Below are 3,283 nucleotides of genomic sequence, written 5' to 3'. Positions count from 1 at the left end.
TGCTCCTTTTGCGTCATAATTAATGACATCATTAGTCAATTATTGATTTTTGTTATTTGAAAAATAGATTAGTCAGAATTACCCAGAAAACAGGGCTTTCTAGCCACGTTTCAAGATCACATTTTACTAAATTTTTAGAGGATATTTTTGAATTTTGGACGCAATTCGACCAGTACAGCAGCGTCATTAAATACGACTTTTCACATATTGTCAACAAAAAAATCAATATATTGTGTTTTTTTTATTTTTTTACCTAAATATGCTGCTTTACAAACAAATGATGCAAATATTCCGTTCCCAAAAATCGTTTATACGTTAAAGCATTTACCATTTATTTTTTGGATAAAAATACTTCTGGAGAGCATTTAGAGCAATACGCAAAGAACTAACAAGATGTGGTAATGTTTGGTTTTCTATAACAAGATGTTGTATCGCGGCATAAAGATTATACTGTCTATAGAGGTGTTGTGCTTCTTTGATAGCCTCTTGCATGTTTGAAAACTGTTCTGTTGCAAATTTAATCCATTTTTCTTTTGCTGTCTCATCAGAAGATGAGGGCATTTTATCATAAACAGCACTTGGCAAACCTTTTGCACACGAATAGTCATTTTTCACTTCAAGATATTTTTGCGCAGCATCATATTGGTCTTGATTTATTTCGCCTTGCAAATAAAGCCGCCCGATATAGGTACCGGAAAGCGGATTTTTAGCCTCTTCTATGGTCAAACAGAAGCGTTTGGCACGCATTTCAATTGCCAATTTATCCATGGGTTCATGCGGTGTTTTTGCTCGTGAGATACGTCCATTTGGTTCTCTGATACACCCTTTAATCCGAGGACGACCACGTTTTGTACGTTTTTTTCTTTTAGCCATATTTTTTCAATCAGAATGGGACGCTATCGTTAAGAGCTGTTCTATAATCTTGAGCACCTGAAGCGATAGCATAATTTTGAGAAGTAATAGGTGAAGGGGTAGGGGATGCCGATTGATCTTTTTTGGCATCAAGCAAATACAACTCGCCTTTGAATTGTGGTAAGACAATCTCTGTTGTGTAACGGTCATGCCCATTTTTATCTTGCCATTTGCGTGTCTGTAATTTTCCTTCTATGTAAACCTTTGAACCTTTGTTTAGATATTGAAGTGCAATTTTTGCCAAATGTGGATTAAAAATCACAACGGAATGCCATTCTGTTTTCTCTACTTTTTGATTGGTTTTTTTATCTGTATAGCTCTCAGAAGTCGCTATACTAAAATTGACTATTTCTGCTCCAGAATTCATTGTTTTGCTTTCGGGATCAGCACCTAAACGCCCGATTAATGTCACTTTATTTAGCATGTTTTTTCTTACCTTAAACTTGTACTTTAATACATAGAAAATCTTAGCATGATTTGCTTATTTTTTCAATTATTTCAAAAGGATATTATTGTTTTTTAACATATAAAATTATATTTAATATGCAAAAAAACATAAATAGTTCAGTGTTCATTTAAAACTCTTGAAATACATACATAAATGTATTAACATAAGATATGAAAATAAGATTTGAATGGGATGAAGCTAAAGCGAAAAGTAATCTTAGAAAGCACCGTGTCAGTTTTGAAATTGCTGCTCGTGTTTTTGCAGACCCGTTCGCCATGGTTAAACAAGACCGTATTGAAAACGGAGAATATCGTTGGCAAACTTTGGGTCTTGTGGATGGTTTTTTACTGCTGCTCGTGGCGCATACTGTCCATGATGATAAAGATGGTATAGAAGTAATCCGTATTATTTCAGCGCGGCGAGCTAACTCGAAAGAAAGGAAACGTTATGAAGAAGAAAGTTCTTTATGAAATTGATGTAGGTAACTTATCACCTTTGACAGATAAACAGAGAGTTGAAGTTGATAAGCTGGCTGCAATGCCGGACAGTGCAATTGATCATAGTGATATTCCGTCACTCAATGATGCATTTTGGAAAAACGCCGTTCGCAATCCATTCTATAAACCAACCAAAACTGTCACAACAGTACGTGTGGATTCAGACGTTCTAGCGTGGCTTAAAAGTCAAGGGAAAGGATATCAAACACGGATTAACGCAATTTTACGTGACGCCATGCTTCGTTCAATGCGTTGATCTCTTTCCTGCTACAAAGAGTATCAAACTGCTTTCGATAGTTTTTTATCTCCTTGTTGATCTCATCTATGAACGTTGAGAAGAAACAACGTAATCTGAACAGTTTTATAAAATCGGAAATTTTACTATAGCTTTTTAACTGAGCACTGTAGTGTGTAAATAGATATGTTTATTAAACTGCGTGTATGTAACATAAGAAACAATACACAAACTAAAAAAGAATACCAAAGAGCAATATCTGAGTACCAAAGTACATTATCCAATGAAAAAGAAAGCTTGTACTCCACGTACTTAGAAATGAAAGGTAAAGAAACAGTTTCCTTATAACTATTTGGGAAAATTAAAACGACAAGTGCTAAACTTATTAGCTTTAAAAGTCTGTGCATATACTGTTGTAAATCACGTGTTAGTTTCACCCAACCTGTTGTATTGCCGCGTTTGTATTTTGGGTTGCTCTGCAATTCAGAAGGAATCTTGGAATTGCATAAAATTGCAAAAACAGTTGTGACTATTACCAAAGAAACAGATGCGAATGTCAAAATACTTTGAATAAAGTAGGGATTTTTTTTAATTCCTAAAAAACATAAAAATATAAAAGTTATAATGCCAAACAAGGCTCTTAGCTGCTTATCTGTAAACATATTTATTTCCTGCGGTTTTCGATAATTTTTTGATCTCTCTGTTAATCTCATCTATAAGAGGTTCGTAATTGAGAATGCNGCATTTTCTGGTGTGGTATAATACTGTCCGCCATCAAACTTTTCACACTCTCTTGTGCCGTCTTCATATTCGTAGAGGTTGTAAAAATACTCCTCTGCTCCGTCTCCCCAAGGAACATAACCAACAGCTGTTGCAACAAACTCTTTTTGCATAGGCTGTTTACGTTTTTTAAAGAATCTTCGTTTTAATATTTCCATGTTTTAATTCCTATTTTTACCAATTGGTCTATTTACCTAAAATTTGACCGTACAGAGCGTTTTATATTGCGGATGTGGTTTTCATCGTAAAATCTTTAAATCGCTTTTTATGGTACCTTTTTGTCGATTTAAATGCATATCTAATCGTAAAATGATCAGCACTTTTCACTATTTTGCTGTTTTAAGCCGCTTTAGAATTGCTACTGTTATGTTGCTCTTCACTAGGCTTGCCTATTCTCATGAATGAAATGCG

General features: G+C 34.6%; 5 protein-coding genes and 1 pseudogene. 2 read left to right on the top strand and 4 right to left on the bottom strand.

Going from position 1 to position 3,283, the window contains the following annotated elements; translation table 11 throughout:
• Positions 1-324 precede the first annotated feature (324 nt).
• Positions 325-873, bottom strand: a complete 549-nt coding sequence (locus tag ACFIMC_RS03020; RefSeq protein ID WP_375632642.1) for a hypothetical protein — start codon at positions 871-873, stop codon at positions 325-327.
• A gap of 10 nt (positions 874-883) precedes the next feature.
• A complete protein-coding gene (gene ssb / locus ACFIMC_RS03015) occupies positions 884-1,336 on the bottom strand; it encodes a single-stranded DNA-binding protein (RefSeq protein ID WP_375635128.1) in 453 nt (150 codons plus the stop codon).
• A gap of 194 nt (positions 1,337-1,530) precedes the next feature.
• Between ssb and ACFIMC_RS03010 the strand changes: the two genes are divergently transcribed.
• Both ACFIMC_RS03010 and ACFIMC_RS03005 read left to right on the top strand, forming a co-directional pair.
• Positions 1,531-1,830, top strand: coding sequence for a BrnT family toxin (locus ACFIMC_RS03010; RefSeq protein WP_375612484.1), 300 nt, complete (start codon positions 1,531-1,533; stop codon positions 1,828-1,830).
• Complete coding sequence (locus ACFIMC_RS03005) at positions 1,808-2,113, top strand: BrnA antitoxin family protein (protein WP_273756873.1); 306 nt, start codon at positions 1,808-1,810, stop codon at positions 2,111-2,113. Before ACFIMC_RS03010 ends, ACFIMC_RS03005 begins: the two co-directional genes overlap by 23 nt.
• Positions 2,114-2,238: 125 nt before the next feature.
• Here the strand turns inward: ACFIMC_RS03005 and ACFIMC_RS03000 are convergent, their stop codons facing one another.
• Together ACFIMC_RS03000 and ACFIMC_RS02995 are read right to left on the bottom strand one after the other, a co-directional pair.
• A complete protein-coding gene (locus ACFIMC_RS03000) occupies positions 2,239-2,754 on the bottom strand; it encodes a hypothetical protein (RefSeq protein WP_375655531.1) in 516 nt (171 codons plus the stop codon).
• Positions 2,741-3,030, bottom strand: a pseudogene (locus tag ACFIMC_RS02995) (hypothetical protein). The gene ACFIMC_RS03000 and the pseudogene ACFIMC_RS02995 overlap by 14 nt, the downstream one beginning before the upstream one ends.
• Positions 3,031-3,283: the final 253 nt, after the last annotated feature.

It is taken from the genome of Bartonella sp. AP21QHHD (genome assembly GCF_042196205.1).
Lineage (GTDB): Bacteria > Pseudomonadota > Alphaproteobacteria > Rhizobiales > Rhizobiaceae > Bartonella.
Note: the sequence above shows the minus strand (reverse complement) of the source record. Positions and strands in the feature narration are given on the sequence as shown.